At 72.2% G+C, this 20185-nt stretch carries 17 protein-coding genes and 1 pseudogene; 13 read left to right on the forward strand and 5 right to left on the reverse strand.

Annotated elements, in window-relative coordinates:
- Positions 1-284: 284 nt before the first annotated feature.
- Both polA and IE153_RS12425 read left to right on the forward strand, forming a co-directional pair.
- A complete protein-coding gene (polA, locus tag IE153_RS12420; protein ID WP_189589772.1) occupies positions 285-3011 on the forward strand; it encodes a DNA polymerase I in 2727 nt (908 codons plus the stop codon).
- Positions 3012-3462: 451 nt separating this feature from the next.
- Positions 3463-4164 carry a hypothetical protein gene (locus tag IE153_RS12425; protein WP_189589773.1) on the forward strand — a complete coding sequence of 234 codons (702 nt, stop codon included), beginning with the start codon at positions 3463-3465 and terminating at the stop codon, positions 4162-4164.
- Here the strand turns inward: IE153_RS12425 and IE153_RS12430 are convergent.
- Entirely contained in the window at positions 4082-4939 is an 858-nt protein-coding gene (locus tag IE153_RS12430; RefSeq protein WP_189589774.1) for a DUF4184 family protein, read from the reverse strand. The two genes, IE153_RS12425 and IE153_RS12430, sit on opposite strands and share 83 nt — an antisense overlap.
- Positions 4940-5280: 341 nt before the next feature.
- Between IE153_RS12430 and IE153_RS12435 the strand changes: the two genes are divergently transcribed.
- From IE153_RS12435 to pgfA, 3 genes are all read left to right on the forward strand, one after another.
- The gene (locus IE153_RS12435; RefSeq protein ID WP_189589775.1) at positions 5281-7029 is read left to right on the forward strand and encodes a lytic transglycosylase domain-containing protein; all 1749 of its coding nucleotides are present in this window, start codon (positions 5281-5283) and stop codon (positions 7027-7029) included.
- 150 nt (positions 7030-7179) lie between these two features.
- Positions 7180-7314 (forward strand): SPW_0924 family protein, encoded by a 135-nt coding sequence (locus IE153_RS12440; protein WP_107057886.1) that lies wholly within the window; start codon positions 7180-7182, stop codon positions 7312-7314.
- A 26-nt stretch (positions 7315-7340) separates the two neighbouring features.
- Positions 7341-8333 carry a cell envelope lipid trafficking protein PgfA gene (pgfA, locus tag IE153_RS12445; RefSeq protein ID WP_189589776.1) on the forward strand — a complete coding sequence of 331 codons (993 nt, stop codon included), beginning with the start codon at positions 7341-7343 and terminating at the stop codon, positions 8331-8333.
- Here pgfA and hrpB read toward each other — a convergent pair.
- Both hrpB and IE153_RS12455 read right to left on the reverse strand, forming a co-directional pair.
- Positions 8323-10845, reverse strand: coding sequence for an ATP-dependent helicase HrpB (hrpB, locus tag IE153_RS12450; RefSeq protein ID WP_189589777.1), 2523 nt, complete (start codon positions 10843-10845; stop codon positions 8323-8325). The genes pgfA and hrpB overlap by 11 nt on opposite strands.
- Before the next feature lie 45 nt (positions 10846-10890).
- Entirely contained in the window at positions 10891-11751 is an 861-nt protein-coding gene (locus tag IE153_RS12455; RefSeq protein ID WP_189589778.1) for a class I SAM-dependent methyltransferase, read from the reverse strand.
- 316 nt (positions 11752-12067) lie between these two features.
- Here IE153_RS12455 and rpsA point away from each other — a divergent pair, with 316 nt between their 5' ends.
- The 4 genes from rpsA (at position 12068) to IE153_RS12475 (ending at position 15839) form a co-directional block, all read left to right on the forward strand.
- The gene (gene rpsA, locus IE153_RS12460) at positions 12068-13564 is read left to right on the forward strand and encodes a 30S ribosomal protein S1 (protein ID WP_142164567.1); all 1497 of its coding nucleotides are present in this window, start codon (positions 12068-12070) and stop codon (positions 13562-13564) included.
- A gap of 227 nt (positions 13565-13791) precedes the next feature.
- Positions 13792-14730: a PAC2 family protein gene (locus tag IE153_RS12465; RefSeq protein ID WP_189589779.1), complete on the forward strand. Its 939-nt coding sequence runs from the start codon at positions 13792-13794 to the stop codon at positions 14728-14730.
- Positions 14731-14787: 57 nt separating this feature from the next.
- The gene (gene coaE / locus IE153_RS12470) at positions 14788-15408 is read left to right on the forward strand and encodes a dephospho-CoA kinase (RefSeq protein ID WP_189589780.1); all 621 of its coding nucleotides are present in this window, start codon (positions 14788-14790) and stop codon (positions 15406-15408) included.
- Between the two features lie 50 nt (positions 15409-15458).
- Positions 15459-15839 carry a tetratricopeptide repeat protein gene (locus IE153_RS12475; RefSeq protein ID WP_031105981.1) on the forward strand — a complete coding sequence of 127 codons (381 nt, stop codon included), beginning with the start codon at positions 15459-15461 and terminating at the stop codon, positions 15837-15839.
- A gap of 19 nt (positions 15840-15858) precedes the next feature.
- Here IE153_RS12475 and IE153_RS12480 read toward each other — a convergent pair whose 3' ends face one another.
- Positions 15859-16122 (reverse strand): DUF6343 family protein, encoded by a 264-nt coding sequence (locus tag IE153_RS12480; protein ID WP_189589781.1) that lies wholly within the window; start codon positions 16120-16122, stop codon positions 15859-15861.
- A 73-nt stretch (positions 16123-16195) separates the two neighbouring features.
- Here IE153_RS12480 and IE153_RS12485 point away from each other — a divergent pair, with 73 nt between their 5' ends.
- From IE153_RS12485 to IE153_RS12500, 4 genes and pseudogenes are all read left to right on the forward strand, one after another.
- Positions 16196-17107 carry an acyltransferase domain-containing protein gene (locus tag IE153_RS12485; protein ID WP_189589782.1) on the forward strand — a complete coding sequence of 304 codons (912 nt, stop codon included), beginning with the start codon at positions 16196-16198 and terminating at the stop codon, positions 17105-17107.
- A 157-nt stretch (positions 17108-17264) separates the two neighbouring features.
- Positions 17265-17942: a class I SAM-dependent methyltransferase gene (locus tag IE153_RS12490; RefSeq protein ID WP_229828974.1), complete on the forward strand. Its 678-nt coding sequence runs from the start codon at positions 17265-17267 to the stop codon at positions 17940-17942.
- Positions 17918-18749: pseudogene (locus IE153_RS12495) on the forward strand (hypothetical protein). The gene IE153_RS12490 and the pseudogene IE153_RS12495 overlap by 25 nt, the downstream one beginning before the upstream one ends.
- Positions 18750-18876: 127 nt before the next feature.
- Positions 18877-19338: a DoxX family protein gene (locus tag IE153_RS12500; protein WP_189589784.1), complete on the forward strand. Its 462-nt coding sequence runs from the start codon at positions 18877-18879 to the stop codon at positions 19336-19338.
- A gap of 106 nt (positions 19339-19444) precedes the next feature.
- Here IE153_RS12500 and IE153_RS12505 read toward each other — a convergent pair whose 3' ends face one another.
- The gene (locus IE153_RS12505) at positions 19445-20122 is read right to left on the reverse strand and encodes an RNA-binding S4 domain-containing protein (protein WP_229828975.1); all 678 of its coding nucleotides are present in this window, start codon (positions 20120-20122) and stop codon (positions 19445-19447) included.
- Positions 20123-20185 lie beyond the last annotated feature (63 nt).

Consider the following 20185-nt stretch of genomic DNA (forward strand, 5'->3'; position numbering starts at 1 on the left):
ACTCCCCTTCGACTGCGCTGTGAGGTAGGCCCTCGATCCTCGCACGCGGTGGTGACAGCGGTTGCGGTCGGGCCGGGAGGCGGCGACGGCGGGTGAGGGGGCCCCTGCGGGGCCGCGGTCGGGCCGGGAGGCGGCGACGGCGGGTGAGGGGGGTCCCCCGAGGGGCCGCGGTCGGGCCGGGAGGCGCCGACGGCGGTGTGAGCGGGGCCCCCGAGGGGTGCGCCCGGGCCCGGCACCCGCAGGGGCGGGGCCGAGTGTCAGTGGGGCGTGGCAGGATCGGGGGCGTGGCAGAGACAGCATCGAAGACGACCGACCAGACCTCCGGCGGCAGCCGGCCGCGACTGATGCTCATGGACGGGCACTCGCTGGCCTACCGCGCGTTCTTCGCGCTGCCCGCGGAGAACTTCACCACCGCGACGGGCCAGCCGACGAACGCGATCTACGGCTTCGCGTCGATGCTCGCCAACACGCTGCGCGACGAGGCGCCCACGCACTTCGCGGTGGCCTTCGACGTCTCCCGCAAGACCTGGCGGTCCCAGGAGTTCACGGAGTACAAGGCGAACCGCTCCAAGACCCCGGACGAGTTCAAGGGTCAGGTCGAGCTGATCGGCGAGCTCCTGGACGCGATGGGAGCCCAGCGCTTCGCGGTGGACGGCTTCGAGGCGGACGACGTCATCGCCACGCTCGCCACCCAGGCCGAGGCCGAGGGCTTCGAGGTGCTGATCGTCACCGGCGACCGCGACTCCTTCCAGCTGGTCAGCGAGCACACGACGGTGCTGTACCCGACCAAGGGCGTCTCCGAGCTCACCCGCTTCACCCCGGAGAAGGTGTTCGAGAAGTACGGGTTGACGCCCGCGCAGTACCCCGACTTCGCCGCCCTGCGCGGCGACCCCTCCGACAACCTCCCCGGCATCCCCGGCGTCGGCGAGAAGACCGCCGCGAAGTGGATCAACCAGTTCGGCTCCTTCGCCGAGCTCGTCGAGCGCGTCGAGGAGGTCAAGGGCAAGGCCGGCCAGAACCTCCGCGACCACCTGGAGTCCGTCAAGCTCAACCGCCGGCTCACCGAACTGGAGCGCCGCGTCGAGCTCCCCAGGGGCGTCACCGAGCTGGAGCGCGCGGCCTACGACCGCAAGGCCGTCGCGATGATCCTGGACACCCTGGAGATCCGTAACCCGTCGCTGCGCGAGCGGCTCTTCGCCGTCGACCCGGGCGCCGAGGAGGCCGAGACCACCCCGGTCAGCTCCGAGGGCGTGGAGCTGGACGGCACGGTGCTCGGCACCGGCGAGCTGTCCGCTTGGCTCACCGAGCACGGCACCCAGCCCCTCGGCATCGCCACGGTCGACACCTGGGCGCTCGGCACCGGCTCGGTCGCCGAGGTCGCCCTCGCCGCGCCCGAGGGCCCCGCCGCCTGGTTCGACCCCTCCGAGCTCGACGAGGCCGACGAGCGGGCCTTCGCGTCCTGGCTCGCCGACGCCGCGCGGCCCAAGGTCCTCCACAACGCCAAGGGCGCCATGCGCGTCCTCGCCGAGCACGGCTGGAGCGTCGAGGGCGTGCGCATGGACACCGCGCTCGCCGCCTACCTGGTCAAGCCGGGCCGCCGCTCCTTCGACCTGGACGCGCTGTCCCTGGAGTACCTGCACCGCGAGCTGACGCCCGCCGCCGCGGCCGACGGCCAGCTCGCCTTCGGGGCGGACGACGGCGCCGAGGCCGAGGCCCTGATGATCCAGGCCCGGGCCGTCCTGGACCTGGGCCAGGCCTTCGAGGGCCGCCTGGAGGAGGTCGGCGCCGCCGACCTGCTGCGTGACATGGAGCTGCCCACGTCCGCGCTGCTCGCCCGCATGGAGCGGCACGGCATCGCGGCGGACCGGTCCCACCTGGAGGCCATGGAGCAGATGTTCGCCGGCGCGGTCCAGCAGGCGGTCAAGGAGGCCCATGCGGCGGCCGGGCACGAGTTCAACCTGGGCTCGCCCAAGCAGCTCCAGGAGGTCCTCTTCGGCGAGCTGGCCCTGCCCAAGACCAAGCGGACCAAGACCGGCTACACCACGGACGCCGACGCCCTGGCCTGGCTCGCCGGCCAGACGGACAACGAGCTCCCGGTGATCATGCTCCGTCACCGCGAGCAGGCCAAGCTCCGCGTGACCGTCGAGGGCCTGATCAAGACGATCGCCGCGGACGGCCGCATCCACACCACCTTCAACCAGACGGTCGCCGCCACCGGCCGCCTGTCCTCGACCGACCCGAACCTGCAGAACATCCCGGTCCGCACCGACGAGGGCCGCGCCATCCGCCGCGGCTTCGTCGTCGGCGAGGGCTTCGAGTCGCTGATGACGGCCGACTACAGCCAGATCGAGCTGCGCGTGATGGCGCACCTCTCCGAGGACGAGGGCCTGATCGAGGCCTTCACCTCGGGCGAGGACCTGCACACTACGGCCGCCTCCCAGGTCTTCGCGGTCGAGCCGGCCGGGGTCGACGCCGAGATGCGCCGCAAGATCAAGGCCATGTCGTACGGCCTGGCCTACGGACTGTCCGCCTTCGGCCTCTCCCAGCAGCTGAACATCGAGGCGGCGGAGGCCCGCGCCCTGATGGACGCGTACTTCGAGCGGTTCGGCGGCGTACGGGACTATCTGCGCCGGGCGGTCGACGAGGCCCGGGCCACGGGCTACACGGCGACGCTGTTCGGACGCCGCCGCTACCTCCCCGACCTCAACAGCGACAACCGCCAGCGCCGCGAGGCCGCCGAGCGGATGGCTCTCAACGCGCCCATCCAGGGCACCGCGGCCGACATCGTCAAGATCGCCATGCTCAAGGTCGACGACGCCCTGAAGGAGGCGGGCCTCGCTTCCCGCATGCTCCTCCAGGTCCACGACGAAATCGTGCTGGAGATCGCCCCCGGGGAGCGGTCCGCCGCCGAGGAACTGGTCCGCCGCGAGATGGCGAACGCCGTCCACCTCCGCGTCCCGCTGGGCGTCTCGGTGGGGGCGGGCCCGGACTGGGAGTCGGCGGCGCACTAGCCCGCCGGGCGGATCGGGTGCGGTGGCCCGGGTGGGCGGGGGGTTTCCCGTGGCCCGGGTCCCGCGTCGGCAGGGGGTGCCAGGGTCCGCATGGCCGACCCGGGGGAGACCGTCGCAGCCCGGGTGCCGTCTCTGCCAGGCCGCCGGGGTTCCGCCTCGGCCGGACCCTGTGGCTCGCCTGAGCCGGAGGTGTCGGGCTCACCGCCTTGACCTGGGGTGCCGAGGTCTCGCCCGGGCCCGGGAGCGTCGGCCCGCCTGAGCCGGGGCGCGGGAGTCTTGCCTGAGCCGGGCACCGGCTCGCCCCGGTCACCCGCCCCGCCCCGGCCGGCCCTCCAAGACCCGGGCGCTTGCGGCCTGGACCCGGCCACCGGGCCGCCGCCCTCACTGATCCGTCACTCGCGTGGACCCCGAGAAGGCGCCTCCGCCCACGGTGCTCGCAAAGATGCGGGGCATGGGTATACGCACGCTCCTCAGCCGCACGGCATCAGGCGTGGCACTGCCGCCGGGCCCGGCGTTCGAGGCCGCCGCGAGTACGGTTCGCGTCCCTGTCACTTTCACCTCGGCTCTGCGCCACGCGACGGCAGACCTCCGGCAACGCCTGGCCACCCGCGGACGGCGCCCCACCGGCTCCGCCGACACCAGCGCCCTGACCGCCGCGACGGCTCTTCCGGGTGCGGACGACCTGAGCACCGCTTCTGCCCTCGCCGCCACCGAAGCACTGGCCGCCCTCGCCGGTCTCGCGGACACCGATGCCCTGTCCGCCCTGACGGGTCTCGCCGACACGGAAGCTCTCGCTGCCCTCACCGGCCTCACCGGCAGCGACGCCCTGGCCGTCCTCGCCGGTGTCATCGGCGCCGACAGCACGCTGACCGTTGCCGACCTGACCGCCGTCACCGGCAACGTCCCCGCCGGGGCCCGGCTCCCCTGCACCCCCGAACCACCGGGCAAACCCTCCCGCCCCTGGGCCCGACTGGCCCGCGACTACCTGGCCCTCGTCCTCACCCTGCTCCCACGCCCCCGCCCCGCGCACACCACCATCACCGTGTACATCACGACGACCGACAGCGTCCTCAGCGAGCGGCCGGGCGGCTCGGCTCCGTCTCGGCGACAGGGGCAGGACCGGCGGGGACCGGAACCGGACGCAGCACCCTGACCCCCACGGCGTAGAGCAGCAGCGCCGGGACGAGTCCCGCGCCCGCGCCGAAGCACACCGTCGGAATGATCTCCCAGGGCTTCGCGGCCGAGCCCCAGTACGCCCACCACCGCGACGCCCGCTGCACCACGCCCGCCAGCGCGAAGCCGCCTACGACGGCAGTGGCCGCCAGACGGTCCCGTGCCGCCAGCACGGGAACACCCACCGGCTCGCACACGGGCGTCCGCCGCAGCGCCCGCGCCACGAACACGGTGATCACGACAGCGGCCACAGCCGAACCCCCGTACTGCAGGTACCAGTACAGCGGTGAGCCAGCCACCTCCCGGCCCAGCACCGGAAACAACCGCATGCCCCACCGGTCGAGATGCGTGAACGCGTCCCACACCACATGGGTCAGCGCCCCGAGCGCCGCGGACGCGTACCACCCCGCCACCAGCGACGGCCGCACCCGCGCGCGGGGCGCCCCGCACCGCAGCAGGACCGCCACCCGCCCCTGCCGGGCCCGCGGCAGCAACGCGACGAGCGGCTCACGCATCAGCAGCCACAACCCCACCAGCGCCCAGGCGATGAGCACATCGACCGTGAAGACGCCCGGCACCGAGTGCGTGACATCGCCGAACTCCATCGCCCCGGACAGCGCACTCGCCGCGTAGTAGGTCATGTCGGGCGCGAAGGACCCCGCCACGAGCACGGCGGGCACCAGCGGGCCCCGGCCGGTGCCGTCGGTGCGGACGGCGGGCAGTACGGCTGCCGCATGGCTCAGCGTGAACGGCAACTCGGCTCCTCGCGAGGGTCGTTGCACCAGGCGGGGGAGCCCGGCGGTCAGTCGCCCAGTATGCGGGATGCCACCAGGCCGACGGCGTCACCAGCGGACATGACCAACTGGTGAAAAACGGTCACGAACGGGTGCCCGTGCAAAGGAAGTTGTCGTAGGGTCGCCAGAGTCGCCGCGCGGGGAGCGCGTCGACCACGTGACCGCGGTAAAGAGCAGAGCACGCAAGAGAACAGAGTTGTGACCGTCGGAGGGCAACCCCTCGGGCGGTTGGATCGTCACAACAGGGCGAACACTGCAGACGTAGACCGGACGCTCGGGCGTCCACGGGAGGGGTTCACTCTATGGCGGCGCAATTCGGCAGGAGGCTGCGCAAGGGGGCGGCGACCACCGCCGTGGCCGCGGTAGCGGTCGCGGCCCTGTCCGCCTCCCAGGCTCCGGGCGTGAACGACCACGGCAGACAGACCGCTGCCGACGCCACCCCGTCCCCCGAAGCGAGTGCCTCCGACGGCAGCGCCACCGGCAACTCGCCGTACTACACGGATCTGCCCCCGCTCAAGAGCCCGAACCCGTCCCCGTCCACGGGCCCCGCCCCCGGCGGTACGGGCACCACGGAATCCGGCATCCCCGCGACCGTCCTCGACGCCTACAAGAAGGCCGAGACCACGCTGCGCGAGGCCAAGCCCGGCTGCAACCTGCCCTGGCAACTCCTCGCGGCCATCGGCCGGGTGGAGTCGGGACAGGCCCGCGGCGGCCGGGTCGACGCCGAGGGCACCACCCTCAAGCCGATCCTCGGCCCGCAGCTCGACGGCAACGGCTTCGCCCTCATCAAGGACACCGACGACGGCGCGTACGACGGCAACAGCTCCTACGACCAGGCCGTCGGCCCCATGCAGTTCATCCCCTCCACCTGGGCCTGGGCCGGCCGCGACGGCAACGACGACGGCAAGAAGGACCCCAACAACATCTACGACGCCGCGCTCGCCGCCGGCCACTACCTGTGCCGCAACGACTGGGACCTGTCCCAGCAGGGCGACCTCGACCGGGCGATCCTCAGCTACAACAACTCGCGGGACTACCTGAACCTCGTCATGAGGTGGCTGGAGTACTACCGCAAGGGCACGCACGAGGTCCCGGACGGCACCGGCACGCTCCCCGGCAACCGCAGCGACGACGGCGCGGGCGCCAGCCCGACGCCCACCATCCCGGGTACGACGACTCCGGCAGGCTCGACGCCCAGGCCCGGCCCCAAGCCCGAGAAGCCCGACACACCCCAGAAGCCCGGCGGTGGCGGCACGACGACCCCGAAGCCGCCCACCACCCCGCCCGACACCCCGTCCACGCCGCCCACCACGCCTCCCACCCCCACCGACACGGTGGACCACCTGGAGGACGCCGGAACCGCGAAGCTCACCGCCATGGCCGGCGACGCGTTCGGCCGGCGGATCAGCACCCGCGCCGAGACGGAGGCCGGCAAGGCCGTCGCCAAGGTCAGGGTCCGCTTCACGATCGTCGGCGACACGGACACCACCTTCACCGGCGGCGAGGACGTGGCCACGGTCGCCACCAACAGCTCCGGCGTGGCCGTGGCGCCCGCCCTGCAGGCGGGGGAGAAGACCGGGACCGTCACCGTCCGCGCCACTGTGGTGGGCCGTGCCGTCCCGGGCCTCGACTACAAGGCCACCGTCACCGAGCGCGCCGCCGACGCCCTCGCCCGCACCGGTGACGCCGCGCTGACCTGCGCCCCGGGCGGCACGTTCGCGAACCAGGTCGAGGTGAAGGCCACGTACAAGGGCGCCGTCGCCGACGGTGTCGCGGCCACCGCCACGCTGATCAAGTCGGCGGACGACCCGACCGTCACCGACAAGGGCCCCTACTTCAAGGACGCCGACGGCAAGACCGTCCGAACCCTCACAGGCCTCAAGACGGACGCCAAGGGCCTGCTGAAGCTGCCCAAGCTGTACGCGGACGACACGACCGGCACCTTCCTGCTCCGCGTCACCACGGCAGGCGGCGCGACACTCACCGTCGAACTGACCGTCGCGGCGGCCGAGACGTCCTCGCCGAGCCCGTCGGCCGGCCCGAGCGCGTAGCTCTCAGGTACGACAGACGACGCCCCTCCTTATAAGGAGGGGCGTCGTTGTGTGTGCAACGTGTTCTCATCTCCGCCGCGCGTTGCTACGGTGCCGAACAACCTGACGGTGCATCAGTTCTGGCCGTCACCACCCGTGGGGAGGCTCCGTATGCGCGCCCTCATCGCCGCCGCCGCCGGTCTCGCCCTCGCGTTCGCCGTGGTCCTGACCCTGACCGCCCTCGGCTCCCCCTCGGGCGGGACATCTCCGAAGCCGCTGCTGACGACCGTGCCCGCACACCCCTGACCGCCCCGCCCGGGAGGGAGGCCGAGATGCGCCGCAAGGCCGGCCTGGTCCTGCTCGCCCTCGCCGTGTTCTTCGCGGCCCTGTCCCCGCTGCTGCGCTGGTACGCCTTTCCCCGCCTCGCCAAGGTCCCCGCGAACCAGTACCAGGACATGGTGCTGGAGGCGAAGGACGCCACCCTTCTCGACTACGGCACGATGAAGGCGAAGAAGGTCTCGAAGGTCACCATCGTCCAGACCCTCAAGGGCGACGTGGAGGCCTCCGAGCGGATCGAGGAGTCGGCCGGCCGGGACGTGGTCGTCTGGGACGGCCTGTCCTACGTCGTCGGCCCCGACGGCAAGATGGTCTCCAGGATCCCCGAGCGCTACATCTTCGACGCCCACACCCAGGAACCCGTCCACGCCACCGGCGAGATGGTCGACGGAGACCCGGTGCGCCGCCAGGGCATCGAGTTCAAATGGCCCTTCCTGACCGGGAAGCGGGACTACGAGTACTTCGACGCCCAGGCCCGCGTCACCGCGCCCATCACGTACAAGGGCACCCGGGACTTCCGCGGCCTGGAGGTCTACTACTTCGAGCAGACCATCCCCTGGACCGAGGTCAAGATCCCGAAGACCCTGCCCGTCGAGGGCCTCACCCCCGAGGCGGTGGAACAGACCGGCACGACACGCTGGTACACCACGGTCCGCAAGTTCTGGGTCGAACCCCTCACCGGAGCCCCCGTGTACGGCGAGGAGATCCACAAGGAGGAACTGCGCGGCGGCACCCTCCTCGGCGACCGCGAGAAGGTGACCGCGTTCGCCGGCCACGTGAAGATGCGCGAGGACTACATCACGCACACCGTCGACCTGGTGAAGTCCCAGCGCCTGCTCATCGCGCTGCTGACGTCCTACCTGCCGTGGGGCTTCCTGACCCTCGGCGTCCTCCTGCTCGCCCTCGCGCTGTACGTGGAGGCCCGCGGCCGCCGCCCCGCGGCTTCGGCCCCCTCGGAGGCCGCGGAAGTACCGTCGGTCAGCGCCTGAGCCGCGCGTTGGTGTGCCGGGTCGGCTCGGCGGAGGCCGGGTCCTCGGGCCACGGATGCTTGGGATACCGCCCCCGCAGCTCCGCCCGCACGCCCTTGTAGCCGTCCCGCCAGAACGAGGCGAGGTCGGCGGTGACGGCGGCCGGCCGCCCGGCCGGGGACAGCAGGTGCACGAGCAGCGGCACCCCGGCGACCCGGGGCGACTCGTTCAGCCCGAACATCTCCTGCAACTTCACCGCCAGCACGGGCTGCTCGGGCCGGGAGTAGTCGATCCGGATCCTCGACCCGCTCGGCACGGTCATCCGCTCCGGAGCCAGCTCGTCGAGCCGCCCCGCCGCCCCGGAAGCCCAGGGCAGCAGCCGGGCGAGCGCCTCCCCGGCATCGATCCGCGCCAGATCGGCCCGCCGCCGCGCCCGGCCGAGCTCCGGCTCCAGCCACTCCTCCACGCGCGCGTGCAGCGCGTCATCGGACACGTCCGGCCAGGGCGCACCGAGGTGCAGCCGCAGGAAGCGGAGCCGCTGCCGCAGCGCATCGGCCTCCGCGGACCACCGCAGCAGCCCGAACCCCTCCCGGCGCAGCCCGTCGAGCAACGCGTCGCGCACGAGCCCGGGACCGGCGTCCTTCAGCGCCCGCACCGTCACCTCGACGGCCCCCAGCCGCTCCACCCGCCGCGTCACGACGTCCCCTCCGTCCCAGCGGACCTCGTCCCGCTCCTCCAGCAGGGCCCCCGCCGCGACGCGGGCCGTCTCCTCGTCGACGACCGCCCCGAGCTGCACCCGCGCGTGCCCCCTGCCGACGGGCCGGTCGGCCATGGCGACGGCGATCCAGGGGGAACCGTGCAGCGCGCTGCCGGCACCGACCTCGGCGCGGGTCCCGGACGCCATGAGGTAGGACCCGCCGTCGGCCTTGGCGACCCGCTCGGGAAAGGCGAGAGCGGCCACGAGCCCGGCCTGCTGCTCCTCGGAGAGAGTCGCCCGCGTCTGCGCTTCCGCCGCGCTCTTGTACGACACACCGGAAACGACGGCCCTCAGCCGCCGAACCTCACTCCGCCACCGCGACGCGTAGGCGTCACCCCCACGCCGAGCACGGCGCAACGCGCCCGCCAGGTCGTCCCCGTACTCCCGCGGAGCCTCCTCGCTGAGCAGCGCGATTACCTCGGCGGCCCGCTCCGCCCCGACCGGGCCGGACCCGTCCAGCAGCGCCCGCCCCAGCCGTGGATGCAGTCCCAGCCGGGACAGAGCGACACCCCGCTCCGTGGCCCGCCCGGCGGAGTCCACCGCCCCCACCGCCGTCAGGACCTCCCGCGCCGCCGCCATGGCCCCGCTCGGCGGGCCGTCCAGCAGCGCCAGGCCGGACGCGTCCGGGTCCCCCCAGCACGCCACCTGCAACGCGAACGCCGTCAGGTCGGCCACCTTGATCTCCGGCGACGGATACCGCGGCAGCCGCGTGTCCTCGGCCTCCGCCCAGCAGCGGTACACCGCCCCCGGCGCCTCACGCCCGGCCCGCCCCGCCCGCTGCCGCCCGGCCGCCTGGGAGGCCCGTACCGTCGTCAGCGCGCTCAGCCCGCGCGCGTGGTCCACCCGCGGCTCACGCGCCAGCCCCGCGTCCACGACCACCCGTACCCCGGGCACGGTCAGCGACGACTCCGCGACGGACGTGGCCAGCACGACCCGCCGCCGCTCCCCGGGTGCCAGCACCGCGTCCTGCACGGCCGCCGGCGCCCGCCCGTGCACCTGGAGCACCTCGACGTCGCCGAGTCCGCCGAGCTGCCCGGCGACCCGGGCGATCTCGCCCACGCCCGGCAGGAAACACAGCACGTCCCCGTCCCGCTCGGCCAGCGCCCGCCGCACCACGGACGCCACATGGGTCAGGAGCGCCGGGTCGACCCGCATCCCGTGCGGCGGGCGTACGGGCCGCACCGGTGGGGCCCACACGGCCTCCACCGGATGGGCCGTGCCGCGCGCCTCGACCACCGGCGCCCCGCCCAGCAGCCGCGCCCACCCCTGCGCGTCGGTCGTCGCCGAGGCGGCCACCAGCCGCAGCTCCGGGCGCAGGGTCTGCCGCACGTCCCACAGGAACGCCGCCGCCGTGTCCGCGTCCAGGTGCCGCTCGTGACACTCGTCGAGCACCACCACGTCGGCACCGGAGAGCTCCTGGTCGCGTTGCAGCCGCTGCACCAGCACACCGGTCGTGACGACCTCCACGCGCGTGTGCCGCCCGACGACCCGTTCCCCGCGCACGGTGTAGCCGACGCTCTCACCGGGCTTCTCACCCAGCAGCCACGCCATCCGCCGCGCCGCGGCCCGGGCCGCGATCCGCCGCGGCTCGGCCACGACCACCCGCCGACCGGGCCCCTCCTCGAGCAGTCCCGCCAGCGCGAGCGGCACCAGGGTCGTCTTGCCGGTGCCGGGCGGCGCCACGAGGACGGCGGTGCCGTGCCCCTCCAGGGCGTCGTCCAGGGCGGGCAGGGCACCGCGTACGGGCAGGGACTCCAGGGCGTCGTAACGGATCACGCCCTCAGTGTCGTACGCCCGGGACGAGGTCCCACGCGCGCGTGCTCAGTCGCGCTCGCACACGAAGATCGCCGTACCCGGGATCAGGTTCCCGCGCAGCGGGGACCAGCCGCCCCACTCGGAGGTGTTCCACGCGGGCCACTCCGGCTCGACCAGGTCGACGAGCCGGAAGCCCGACGCGACGACGTCGCGGACGCGGTCGCCCAGCGTGCGGTGGTGCTCGACGTAGACCGCCCGGCCCTCGTCGTCCTGCTCGACATAGGGGGTGCGGTCGAAGTACGAGCCCGACACCGACAGCCCCTCCGGCCCCGGCTCGTCCGGGAAGGCCCAGCGGATCGGATGCGTCACCGAGAAGACGAGACGGCCCCCGGGCCGCAGCACCCGGCGCACCTCGCGCAGGACCAGGCGCGGATCGGCGACGAAGGGCAGCGCCCCGTACGCCGAGCAGACCAGGTCGAAGGAGCCGTCCGCGAAGGGGAGCGCGCCGGCGTCGGCGCACACCAGAGGGAAGGGACCGCCGATGCGCAGCGCGTGCTGCAGCTGCCGGTGCGAGATGTCCAGGGCGACCGGGCGCGCGCCCTGGGCGGTCAGCCAACGCGAGCACTGGGCGGCGCCGGCGCCGATCTCCAGGACGTCCCGGCCCTTCAGCCCCTCCGGCGGGCCGAGCAGTTCGGCCTCCACCTCGTCCAGACCCTCGGGACCCCACACGAAGCGGTCGTCACCGAGGAACGTGCCGTGCTCGACCTGGTACTCGTCCGCGTTGCGGTCCCACCAGCCACGATTGGCCCGGGAGCTTTCCGTGACATCGGCATCGCGCCGGGTGGCCTCGGGTTCGGACGCTTCGGACTCTTGGATGATCGGCTCCCTCGTCGTACTCTTCCGTCCAGCCGGTCCCGGCGGTGGCACAAAGGGGGCGTCGGACGGCCTGCGTGGCCTCGGACGACAGGACTTGTGCCGGGTATGCGGCGATCCGCCCCGCGTGGGCGGCTTCGCGCATTGACCCTGCCCGGCTGCCCCCGTATGCTACAAGTTGCGCTGCGGGCCTGCGCACCTCAGACGTAGCAGGTCGCGCTCGCATCTGTTGTATGTCCCCTCGGTTGTCGAGGCGCCGCCAGTGGTTTTGTGTGGCGCTTCCTTGGCTGTCCGGCTTCTTCAGAGCGAAACGGGCTCCCGGCGTAAGCAGTACCTACGACTCACTGTCCGTACCGGAGCCCTTTCCCACATGACGAGCAGCACCGAGACCACCTCTACCACTCCGCAGGTAGCGGTCAACGACATCGGTAACGAGGAAGCCTTCCTCGCCGCGATCGACGAGACGATCAAGTACTTCAACGACGGCGACATCGTCGACGGCGTCATCGTGAAGGTCGACCGGGACGAGGTCCTGCTCGACATCGGTTACAAGACCGAAGGTGTCATCCCGAGCCGCGAGCTCTCGATCAAGCACGACGTCGACCCCAACGAGGTCGTCGCCGTCGGTGACGAGATCGAAGCCCTTGTTCTCCAGAAGGAGGACAAGGAAGGCCGCCTGATCCTCTCGAAGAAGCGCGCCCAGTACGAGCGCGCCTGGGGCACCATCGAGAAGATCAAGGAAGAGGACGGCATCGTCACCGGTACCGTCATCGAGGTCGTCAAGGGTGGTCTCATCCTCGACATCGGCCTCCGTGGCTTCCTGCCGGCTTCCCTCGTCGAGATGCGCCGTGTCCGCGACCTCCAGCCCTACGTGGGCAAGGAGCTCGAGGCCAAGATCATCGAGCTGGACAAGAACCGCAACAACGTGGTCCTGTCCCGCCGTGCCTGGCTGGAGCAGACCCAGTCCGAGGTCCGCCAGACGTTCCTCACGACCCTCCAGAAGGGTCAGGTCCGTTCCGGCGTCGTCTCCTCGATCGTCAACTTCGGTGCCTTCGTGGACCTGGGTGGCGTCGACGGCCTGGTGCACGTCTCGGAGCTCTCCTGGAAGCACATCGACCACCCCTCCGAGGTTGTCGAGGTCGGCCAGGAAGTCACCGTCGAGGTCCTCGACGTCGACATGGACCGCGAGCGTGTCTCCCTGTCGCTGAAGGCGACCCAGGAAGACCCGTGGCAGCAGTTCGCCCGCACCCACCAGATCGGCCAGGTCGTGCCCGGCAAGGTCACGAAGCTGGTTCCGTTCGGTGCGTTCGTCCGCGTGGACGAGGGCATCGAGGGTCTGGTCCACATCTCCGAGCTGGCCGAGCGCCACGTGGAGATCCCGGAGCAGGTCGTCCAGGTCAACGACGAGATCTTCGTCAAGGTCATCGACATCGACCTCGAGCGCCGTCGCATCAGCCTCTCGCTGAAGCAGGCCAACGAGTCCTTCGGTTCGGACCCGGCCTCGGTCGAGTTCGACCCGACGCTCTACGGCATGGCCGCGTCGTACGACGACCAGGGCAACTACATCTACCCCGAGGGCTTCGACCCCGAGACCAACGACTGGCTCGAGGGCTACGAGACCCAGCGCGAGGCGTGGGAGACCCAGTACGCCGAGGCGCAGCAGCGCTTCGAGCAGCACCAGGCGCAGGTCATCAAGTCCCGCGAGGCGGACGAGAAGGCCGCTGCCGAGGGTGGCGAGGCTGCCGCTCCGGCCGCGTCCGGTGGTGGCGGTTCGTACTCCTCCGAGGGCCCGGACAACTCCGGTGCGCTGGCCTCGGACGAGGCGCTGGCCGCGCTGCGCGAGAAGCTGGCCGGTGGGCAGAGCTGAACGCCCACTGAGCTGTAGCTCCTGATCAAGGGGCCGTACCTTTCGAGGTGCGGCCCCTTGGCGTTTTCGGGCCGTCGTTCGGCTGCGGGCCGTGGGGGTCTGTCGCGCAGTTTGCGCACTCCCGAAAGGGCCTTGCCCACGCCGCCAAGATCATGAATCTCCTCCCGCGGGAATGCCCACGCCCGTAACGGCGTTGTGGACTGTGAACACGAGGAGGAGCGGTCACTGTGCTTGATCCGCAGGGTTTGTACGCCTGGGAGCCGAAGGGGCTGGCCGTCGTCGACATGGCGCTCGCCCAGGAGTCGGCCGGACTTGTCATGCTCTACCACTTCGACGGATACATCGACGCCGGCGAGACGGGCGACCAGATCGTCGACCGGGTGCTCGACTCCCTGCCCCACCAGGTCGTCGCCCGCTTCGACCACGACCGGCTCGTGGACTACCGCGCCCGCCGCCCGCTGCTGACCTTCAAGCGCGACCGCTGGACCGACTACGAGGACCCCGCCCTCGAGGTGCGGCTCGTGCAGGACGCCACCGGCGCGCCCTTCCTGCTGCTGTCCGGCCCCGAGCCGGACGTGGAGTGGGAGCGCTTCGCCGCCGCCGTGAAGCAGATCGTGGAGCGGCTCGGCGTCCGGCTCTCCGTCAACTTCCACGGCATCCCCATGGGCGTACCGCACACCCGGCCCGTGGGCCTCACCCCGCACGGCAACCGGACCGACCTCGTCCCGGGCCACCCCAGCCCGTTCGAGGAGGCGCAGGTGCCCGGCAGCGCCGAGTCCCTGGTCGAGTACCGCCTGCTCCAGGCGGGGCACGACGTCCTGGGCGTAGCCGCCCACGTCCCGCACTACATCGCCCGCTCCCCGTACCCGGACGCGGCCCTGACGGTCCTGGAAGCCATCACGGCGGCGACCGGACTGGTCCTGCCCGGCATCGCCCACGCCCTGCGCTCGGACGCCCACCGCACTCAGACGGAGATCGACCGGCAGATCCGCGAGGGCGACGAGGACCTCAGCGCCCTCATCGAGGGCCTGGAGCACCAGTACGACGCCGTCGCGGGCGCCGAGACCCGGGGCAACATGCTCGCCGAGCCGGTGGACATCCCGTCGGCGGACGAGATCGGCCAGGAGTTCGAGAAGTTCCTGGCGGAACGCGAAGGCGACACCTGATCCCGTCCCGCGGCCCGGGCGAGGGCCCTGTCAGTGGCAGGGCCTAAGCTGCGGGACATGCTGAAGGTGGGCCTGACCGGCGGCATCGGTGCCGGCAAGAGTGAGGTGTCACGGCTGCTCGTCGCGTGCGGGGCCGTGCTGATCGACGCGGACCGCATCGCGCGGGAGGTCGTCGCACCGGGGACGCCGGGGCTCGCCTCGGTCGTCGGCGCCTTCGGGGAGGAGATCCTCGCCGCCGACGGCAGCCTGGACCGGCCCCGCCTCGGCGCCATCGTCTTCTCCGACGCGGAGAAGCTCTCCACCCTCAACGCGATCGTGCACCCCCTGGTGGGCGCCCGCTCCCGTGAGCTGGAGGAGGCCGCCGCCGAGGACGCGGTCGTGCTCCACGACGTCCCGCTCCTCACGGAGAACGGCCTGGCGCCGCTGTACGACCTGGTGATCGTCGTCGACGCCGCCCCCGAGACCCAGCTCGACCGGCTCGTACGGCTGCGCGGCATGACCGAGGAGGACGCCCGGGCACGGATGGCCGCCCAGGCGACGCGCGAGCAGCGCCGGGAGATCGCGGACATCGTGATCGACAACGACGTCCCGCTGGAGGAGCTGGAGCAGCGCGTGAAGGACGTGTGGGCCGAGCTGGTGCTCAGGTCGCAGGCGTCCCGGCCGTCTCCCGCGGAATAGCTGTTCTGCGCGGGAGCGTTGAACCTCTGCAGCGAGGGAAGGACTCTGCCGTGCCCGAGACCAGCGGTTCCACCGGACGTACCCCGGAGACGCACGTCATCGACTTCCGTGCCGCCGAGCAACTGCTCGCGGCCCGGGACCCGCGGGGCGCGGTGAAGCTGCTCGACGGCGTCATCGCCACGCACCCGGAGAACACCGCGGCCCGGCTGCTGCGGGCGCGGGCCTTCTTCGCGGCGGCGCAGCTGAGGCCGGCGGAGCTCGAGTTCCAGATCGTCCTGGAGCGGGAGCCGGACAACGCGTTCGCGCACTTCGCGCTCGCCCGCACGTACGAGCGCCAGGGCCGTCCCGACCAGGCGAGGCGCCACTTCCGCCTGGCGGCCGCGCTGGATCCGAACCCGGAATTCCTGAAGGCCGCGCGCTTCGACTCGTGACCAGTCGCTCCCGCCCGCGTCAGGGGCGTCCGTCCGGCGGCCGGTAGGGCGGGATGTCGCGGCCGGGCTGGTAGTGCGGGCCCTGGCGGATGTGCCGCAGGACGACGGCCAGATCGATCGTGACGATCAGCAGCAGCACACCGCAGGCGATGGCCCAGCCGCTTCGCCCGGCGATCGCGAACGCCACCGTCCCGAAGAGCGCCCAGACCAGCCCCCACAGACTCAGCCAGAAGCGCGCCCGCAGGGCACTGCGCGCGGTCCGCGGTTCACTGCCGGTACGCATCGTCGATCGCCACTCCTGCTTGCAACGTACTCTTCGTGGCGGGGGATCACCAAGGTCGACCGGGGAGCCGCGCATGCTGCCGGACGCCGACGCACTGCCCGAGATCCTGCTCGATCTGGCGGTGCCGCACGAGGACATCAACGACCTGGTCGCCCTGCGGCGGACACTCACCGCCGATGTCCGGGCCATGAGGCTCCTGGAGGAGTGCGTCGAGGACCTGGTACGGGACATCGGCGAGGTCGGCGTCGAGGTGCCGCTCGCCGAGCGCGTCGCCGAAGCCCCGGCCGCGCTGGGCCGGTACTTCGCCGTCTTCGTGTTCGTCGCGGCGTTGCCCCATACGCGCGCGTATCACCGCGAGCGGGGCGTCACGGCCGACGTCAGCCGCCGGACCCTCGCCGACCTGGGGCGGAACATGGCGTTCCACCGACGGCGGCGCGGCAGCGGAGGGGTGGAGGTCCCGCACTGGCTCACGCACCACTTCCGCGGTGAGCTGTACCAGCTGGGACGGCTCCAGTTCGAGCGGGCCCGCCTCGGGCAGCGGACGGGGCGGGCGGTGGCGGTGGCCGGGCTGGACGCGGCACCGGGGGAGCCCTGTCTCAACCTGCATATCCCGGACTTCCACGGGGCGCTGTCACCGGCGGCCTGCGACCGTTCCCTGGAACTCGCGCGGGAGTTCTTCGCCCGTCATTTTCCGCGGGAGCGACATCGGGTCGCGGTGTGCCACTCCTGGCTGCTCGACCCGCAGCTGAAGCGTCACCTCGATCCCGAGTCCAACATCCTCCGGTTCCAGGGGCGCTTCGAGCCCGGGCGTGACCCCGGCGAAGAGCCGGAACCGGCGGACGGCGAACCGGTCCGCTTCGTCTTCGGGGACCCGGACCTGCCGGTGGCCGGCCTGCCGAGGCGTACGTCCGTGGAGCGGGCGGTGGGGGATCACCTGCGGGCGGGCGGCCACTGGTACATGGGGCACGGCTGGTTTCGGCTGTAGCCGACGGGGTCCGCTGCGGTCTTCGCTGCGGGGCCGCCTCCTCGGCGATGTGCCTCAACTCCCCGCCCGCGGCGCCTCGTTCACTCGGACGGGTGAAGATGGGCGTTGCGGGAACGGGTGTGCGGATGCGGTCCGTTGGGCGGGCATGGAGATGAAAATGCGTGAGGGGTACGAGGGGACGGGACCCGGGGCCATCACCCCGGACGGCTGCGCGGTGGAGCTCTACTCACGGTTGCCCGTCGGGGACGAACCGGAGGTCATCGCCGCCGCGGTCCCCGAGGGCGGGCGCATCCTGGAGCTCGGCAGCGGGGTGGGCCGCATGACCCACGCACTGCTGGAGCGCGGGTTCACGGTCACGGCGGTGGACGAGTCCGCACCGATGCTGGAGCGCGTGCGCGGCGCGCGGACGATCTGCAGCCCGATCGAGGACCTCGACCTGGGGGAGACGTTCGACGTGGTGCTGCTCGCGTCCTTCCTCGTGCACACGGGGGACGTCGAGGTGCGGCGGGGCCTGCTGCGCACCTGCGCGCGCCATGTCGCGGAGGGCGGCTGCGTGCTGATCCAGCGGGAGGGCGAGGACTACCACGACAACGTGCCGCGCGAGCGCAAGGACCCCAGCGGCTTCACCGTGCGGATCGCGTCCGCGGAGCCGCTCGGCGACGGGGTCAACTCGGTCCGCGCGGAGTACGAGTTCCCGGACGCGGTCTGGACCCATACGTTCCGGGCACGACCACTGACCAAGGAGCAGTTCGAGGAGGCCCTGGCGGAGGCGGGCCTGAGGGTGGACCGCTACCTGACGGAGGACCGGATATGGGTGCGGGCGGTGGCGGTCTAGGCGGGCCGGATGCGCGGGATCCCTTCCGCGGAAGGGAGCCGGGGCGTCTGAGCGATTACGACACGGTCGCGACCTCCCTGGCTCTGCTCGGGGACGCCGAGCTGCGCGAACTGGTGGACAGCGCTGTGCCGTTGGGTGCGGGCATCGGAGGAACCTCTGCCCGGCTGGATGTGTCCGGCACGCCGGTCTTCGTGAAGCGCGTGCCCCTCACGGACCTGGAACAGCGGCCGGAGCGCCGCCGGTCCACGGCCAACGTGTTCGGACTGCCCATGATCTGCCAGTACGGCATCGGCGGGCCCTCGTTCGGGGCATGGCGGGAGGTCGCCGCCCACGCCATGACCACGAACTGGGTGCTCTCCGGGCAGTTCCAGGGTGTTCCGCTGATGTACCACTGGCGGGTGCTGCCGGACGAGGTACCCCATGCCCACTTCGAGAACATCCTGACCGACGGACGGCGCCTGTACTTCACCGACTTCGGCCTCGCCCTGTCCACCCGCTTCGCCCTCACGCCCACCGAGGCCGACTTCTACGACCGGCATCGCGGCTACGACCGCTGCTACACCGCCAGCTGGCACGTGAACTGGCTGATCAGCGCACTGTACGGAGAGGACTGGGAGGTACGTGGAGAACTGATACGAGCATGGGCCCAGGGAAGGCGACTCGCCGGGGGCGCCACCGGGGACAGCGGAGATCCTCACTCGCAACGCCCCGGTCGCGGCCGTGATGACCGACTTCTACCGCACCCTCCAGAGTGAGAGCCGGACGACTCCCTACCCGGGGGAGAAGCTCCAACGGCTCTGCCCTTGACGGGCGGTGAAGTGAGAGGGGCGGGGTGACATTCCGCTCGACGTCCCCCCGGCAGCGATGAGTTCAGGGACGCGGACCGGTCTACCTCTCCGACACCGACACGGACCGCTTCCCCCAGGAGACCTTCATGTCCGAGACCACCGCCACCGTCACCACCGACCGCACCCCGGCCGGCGTCGTCATCGCCGAGTCCGCTACCGCTCGCGGGCGGCGTGCCCGCATCGCGCTGCGCACGCTGCAGGTGCTGCTCGCCCTCTTCTACGCCATTCCGAGCGCCCTGCCCAAGCTGATCGGGCACCCGTCGGCCGCCGAGTCGTTCGAGCGGCTCGGCTGGGGCAGCGCGGGGATGTACACCATCGGCGCGCTCGAACTGGCCGGGGCGATCGCCCTGTTGATCCCGGTGCTCCAGTCGGTGGCGGCGATGGCGCTGAGCGCGTTGATGGTGGGAGCGTTCGTCGTGCAGATAGCCGTCTTCGACGGGCAGTACGCGGCGACGCCGCTGATCCTGATCGTGCCGCTCGTCCTCATAGCGTGGGCGCGGCGGGGGCACAACGCGGAGCTGCCGGGGCTGCTGCGGCGACGGGCGTGACCGGGTGCGACGGGGGCGCCTCCGAGACTCCGGCTGCGTGCGGAGCGGAGGCGAGGGCCGGTCCCCGGGCGCCGGTCCGAGGGGTGATGTGGGCTCCTCGCCCTGCTCAGGGCCTCGGTTTGCCCGGGGCGCTGCCGAGGCCCTTGCCGGGAACAGGGCCGGGGCCGGACACGCTGCCCGGCCCGGTCACTCCGCGCAGGCGCTCCATCTCGCGGCGGTCGCGCTTCGTCGGACGGCCCGCGCCGCGGTCGCGGATGCCGGCGGGAGCGACGGCCTCGCGGGGCGGGGGCGGCGGGGAGTTGTCGATGTAGCACTGGGTGGCCACGGGAGGTCCGACCCGCTTGCGGATCAGCCTGGTGACGACGACGACCCGCTCTCGGCCCTCGTGCCGCAGACGCACCTCGTCACCGACGCGGACGCCGTGTGCGGGCTTCACGCGCTCGCCGTTGACGCGCACATGGCCGCCCCGGCAGGCGGTGGCGCCCATGGAGCGGGTCTTGACGAGGCGCACGGACCAGATCCAGCTGTCGACGCGCACCGTCGAGGCGCCCTGCGGGCCCGCGGCCTCGGCGGCGGCGATCGCGGCGGCGACCTTCGGATCCAGGGACTTCGGATCCGATGACCTCGAATCCAAGGACTTGGCATCGCCGTTCCCGGAGCCGCCCGTGGCCTCGGGGGACTCGGGCGCCGCGTCGGGGGACTCGGGTGCCGCGTCGGCGGTCCCGTCTGTGGTTCCGTCCGTGGTCCCGTCCGTCCCCTCGTACTGCGCACCGTGAGAAGCCATGTCCCGACCTTAGTCCTCCGAGTCGCCCCGCCGGGCGGAGTATCGGCCTCTCGGCCAACTCTG

The sequence above is a fragment of the Streptomyces massasporeus genome (genome assembly GCF_014648995.1).
GTDB classification, from domain to species: domain Bacteria; phylum Actinomycetota; class Actinomycetes; order Streptomycetales; family Streptomycetaceae; genus Streptomyces; species Streptomyces massasporeus.